Below are 3,709 nucleotides of genomic sequence, written 5' to 3' on the forward strand. Positions count from 1 at the left end.
CTGTGAAGTCTTTGGGATAAAAGTAGAGAACTAGCCACTTACCGCGCAAGTCAGAGAGCGAAATTTTGCCATTACCTGTATTGGTTGGCAAAGTAAACTCTGGTGCGGGTTGATTAATTGCAGGAAGTTTACCACCAAGAGCGTCAGCAGCAGGGGTAAAATTCAGCCAGCTGATCAGAGAAATACAGCTGGCAAATAATATGCTTAAAAAAGTGCGGCGGGAAATCATGGTGCAAACCAAAATTACAACTTTACACAAGTTTACAATTCTTGGTTGCTGTTAATCTCACTCTAAATGAGATTCGGGTGGGATATCTGTACTTTCGATGTATTGGCTATCTAAGAGAAAGGCTCCGCTAGTAAAGCGAATACCCCAATATCCACCAGGTCTGCGGTCAATGACTATACCCTCTTCGCCAATGTGAATTACATCGGGAGGGCGCAGCATGGGCATGGGTTCAGCAGTTTTGACATAGGGCGGTAGTGCCACAACCCGGACTTTACTACCAATTGCAAATTCTTTGGACATCTTAATCAAGCTAGGAGTTTTGAATTAACTCATAACTCATAACCAGCTTGAAAGTCTACTAAATGGGGCATGGGGCATTGGGAATTGGGCATTGGGCATGGGTATAAATAGGGAAAGGGAAAGGGGATGAAGTTTTTCCCCTTTCCGCGTCTTCTGCAAGAAGTCTATTAATTTTTGACTATGGAAAACAATGCTTAGACATTAGTCAAGTTAACTATTTTTTGAAAAATTATTATTGGGGATTGCCTTGTTGACGGCGCGAAGGAGCATTTTGACGGAATTGCTCTAATTTTTGGCGCTGTTCGGGGGTCAAGACTGCTTGAATCTGTTGTTTTTCAGACTCCCGGATTTGTCGGATTTGGGTTTTTTGTGCTTCACTCAGATTTAAGTCAGCATAACCACCCTTTCCTCGAGGTTGACCTGGTTGCCGTTGACCTTGACCTGTTTGGCCCTGAGCCTTACGCGCTTGCCACTCAGCCCGACGTGCTTGTTTCGCCGCCTCTAACTTGGCCTTTTGTTCTGGAGTGAAAACAGCCTCCATTTTGGTGCGGCTATCGCGCTTAATTGCCTGAATTTGGGTTTTTTGGGCATCTGTTAGACCCAAGTCTTTCCAAGGGCCCCTTTCTTTTTGTGGAGTTTGTGCAAGTAACACGGGTGAAGGAGAGGCTGTTTGGGCATTAACAGCAAAGGAGGTTGCAGTTAAAGTTAGAGCGATCGCTCCAGCAACTAGCGATAATGCTTTGAGTTTCATTACTTATCTGGTGGGTTTTTCCTGATTGGATGACACTATCATAAGAATTTCTCTTTAGTAATCACATGAGGAGAAAGTCATGGTTTTACCCATGACTTTAGTCATGATTGAATTTTGACAAACATGATTGAGAATAAATAGTTAGGAGTACTCCTAACTCATTCATAACTGGAGCAACGTAGCTAATGAATCGTCCAATTCAAATTAAGAAACATCCTTTTCCGTCTCTACTTTATCTGGAGTGGACATTACTGGCGATCACCGCATTGACAGCCGTTATACCACCTCCCTTACGGCATTTTCGTCCTAAGCCTCCAGAACTGTCAATTTGTGGTGCATTTCCAGACTTGTCAGTTTGTAGCATATTACCAAAACTATCAATTTATAGTCTGATTATTTTTGCAGCAATGGGCTTAAGATTACCCAGAAATAACCAGACAACTAAGGTAATCTACACAGGTATTGAAATTTTATTGATTTTAATAATTGGACTTTTTGGGGAAAGATTTGCTCGGTTGTTTCCCTTTCTCTACATAATTTTAGTGACTCGTAGTTGTTTGATATTTCAATTAAATGGGCGTTTATTCGTTACAAGTTTATCATTTTCCTTATTTTTAGTTACTACACAACTAAAATATCAGTTATTCAATTTTCAAGCATCGCCACAGGCACAAGAGCGATATCGATTTTTGATTTTGAATTCGTCGCTGGTATTTGGCTTAAGTTTGGTTTTTGTGTTGTTGATGATGAATGCAGTATTGTCTGAACGGCAAAGTCGAGAAAAGCTAGCGATCGCTAATGAAAAACTGCGCCAATATGCCATGCAAATTGAAAATCAAGCTACTTTAGAAGAACGCAACCGCATTGCTCGTGAAATTCATGATTCATTAGGACATTCTCTAACTGCTTTAAATTTGCAATTAGAAACTGCTTTGAAACTATGGCAATCTAACCCAGGTAAAGCTGAAACATTTCTAGCAACAGCAAAGGAATTAGGTTCAAAAGCGCTAAAAGATGTCCGCGAATCTGTTTCTACTATGCGTTTGAACCCCTTACAAGAACAATCTTTAGAACGGGCGATCGCTAGTCTTTCAGAAAACTTTCATCGCTCAAATGGCATTTTACCAATTTATCAAATCAACCTGCAATATCCTCTACCACCTGAAATAAACACCGCTATTTACCGAATTACTCAAGAATCATTGACAAATATATCTAAATATGCAGATGCCACAGAGGTTAAACTGGAACTCGCTATGACTAGAGGCAATTTGCGATTGATAATTCAAGATAATGGTAGAGGTTTTGATTTAGGGCAAAATACTACAGGTTTTGGGCTTCATAGTATGCGCGATCGCACTTTAGCACTTGGAGGTGAGTTTAATATTAATAGCGCTCCTAGTTCTGGTTGCAAAATTACAGTTAATATTCCCTTAACGAGGTTGACATAATGATTAAAGTGCTGCTGGTAGATGACCAAGGTTTAATTCGTCAAGGATTAAGAGCGTTATTAGAATTAGAACCAGATTTAGAGATAGTGGGAGAAGCAGAAAACGGTGAACAGGCGATTAATTTAGTTGCTAAATTACAGCCAGATGTAGTATTGCTAGATATCAGAATGCCCATTATGGATGGAGTTGCAGCGACGCGAGAAATTCAAAAACGTTTTGCCAAAACTAAAATATTAGTATTGACGACTTTTGATGATGATGAATATGTATCAGCAGCATTGCAAAATGGGGCAATGGGTTATTTATTGAAAGATACACCCTCAGAAGAATTAGCTGTTGCTATTCGTGCCGTTTATAAAGGATATACTCAATTAGGGCCAGGTATAGTTAAAAAGCTGTTAACTCAGTTTTCTAATGCTACACCAACCCAGTCACTGCCTGTACCGTCTAGTTTAGCTGAACTTACTCCGAGAGAAAAAGAGGTTTTGCGGTTAATAGCTACAGGCGCTAGTAACCGAGAAATTGCTCAACAACTTTACATTTCTGAAGGCACTGTAAAAAATCATGTTACGAATATTTTAAACAGATTAAACTTGCGCGATCGCACTCAAGCTGCAATTTGGGCAAATACCTATTTATCCTATTTAAATGAGCCTAATTAAATAATCTTTATCGGAGTGAGGTTAAGCTGTACCTCATTCTTATTAAAAAACATTATAAGACTCCTATTTGATTGCGTAAAAAAACTCGTCCTCAGATCGAAAAGACTGATTCCCTACTCCCTACTCCCTGTCTATCGCGCTTGCGCTTCGCGCACCACGCAAAGAAGTTCATAAATAAAATCGGATTGCTATAGGAATCATATTTGATTTTTGAAATTATTTGCGTAGTCCGGGAGTGGGGAGTAGGGAGTAGGGAATAGGGCTGTAGGGTTTTCGAGTTGTACGGAATTTTTTCATAAATCAAATCGTAGTCCTA

5 protein-coding genes are annotated in these 3,709 nt (G+C 39.8%); 2 read left to right on the forward strand and 3 right to left on the reverse strand.

From position 1 onward, the window contains the following. From LC574_RS30800 to LC574_RS30810, 3 genes are all read right to left on the reverse strand, one after another. Positions 1 to 229: redoxin domain-containing protein (locus LC574_RS30800; RefSeq protein WP_229457390.1), on the reverse strand; the 229-nt coding region annotated here is incomplete at its 3' end. A 57-nt stretch (positions 230 to 286) separates the two neighbouring features. After that, a complete protein-coding gene (gene sipA, locus LC574_RS30805; RefSeq protein ID WP_229457386.1) occupies positions 287 to 529 on the reverse strand; it encodes a regulatory protein SipA in 243 nt (80 codons plus the stop codon). A 232-nt stretch (positions 530 to 761) separates the two neighbouring features. Then, the gene (locus LC574_RS30810; protein ID WP_229457387.1) at positions 762 to 1,280 is read right to left on the reverse strand and encodes a Spy/CpxP family protein refolding chaperone; all 519 of its coding nucleotides are present in this window, start codon (positions 1,278 to 1,280) and stop codon (positions 762 to 764) included. 185 nt (positions 1,281 to 1,465) lie between these two features. On the opposite strand from LC574_RS30810, the gene LC574_RS30815 reads away from it, so the two are divergent. Together LC574_RS30815 and LC574_RS30820 are read left to right on the forward strand one after the other, a co-directional pair. After that, a complete protein-coding gene (locus LC574_RS30815) occupies positions 1,466 to 2,731 on the forward strand; it encodes a sensor histidine kinase (protein ID WP_229457388.1) in 1,266 nt (421 codons plus the stop codon). After that, positions 2,731 to 3,393: a response regulator transcription factor gene (locus tag LC574_RS30820; protein ID WP_229457389.1), complete on the forward strand. Its 663-nt coding sequence runs from the start codon at positions 2,731 to 2,733 to the stop codon at positions 3,391 to 3,393. Before LC574_RS30815 ends, LC574_RS30820 begins: the two co-directional genes overlap by 1 nt. The last annotated feature ends 316 nt before the right edge of the window (positions 3,394 to 3,709 follow it).

Origin of the sequence: Nostoc sp. CHAB 5715 (genome assembly GCF_020829685.1) — a bacterium.
GTDB lineage: Bacteria > Cyanobacteriota > Cyanobacteriia > Cyanobacteriales > Nostocaceae > Nostoc.

Bases quoted from the DNA above. Each gene is read 5' to 3' on its own strand.
- LC574_RS30815 (WP_229457388.1), top strand. From the start codon at position 1,466: ATGAATCGTCCAATTCAAATTAAGAAACATCCTTTTCCGTCTCTACTT.
- sipA (WP_229457386.1), bottom strand. From the start codon at position 529: ATGTCCAAAGAATTTGCAATTGGTAGTAAAGTCCGGGTTGTGGCACTA.
- LC574_RS30820 (WP_229457389.1), top strand. From the start codon at position 2,731: ATGATTAAAGTGCTGCTGGTAGATGACCAAGGTTTAATTCGTCAAGGA.
- LC574_RS30810 (WP_229457387.1), bottom strand. From the start codon at position 1,280: ATGAAACTCAAAGCATTATCGCTAGTTGCTGGAGCGATCGCTCTAACT.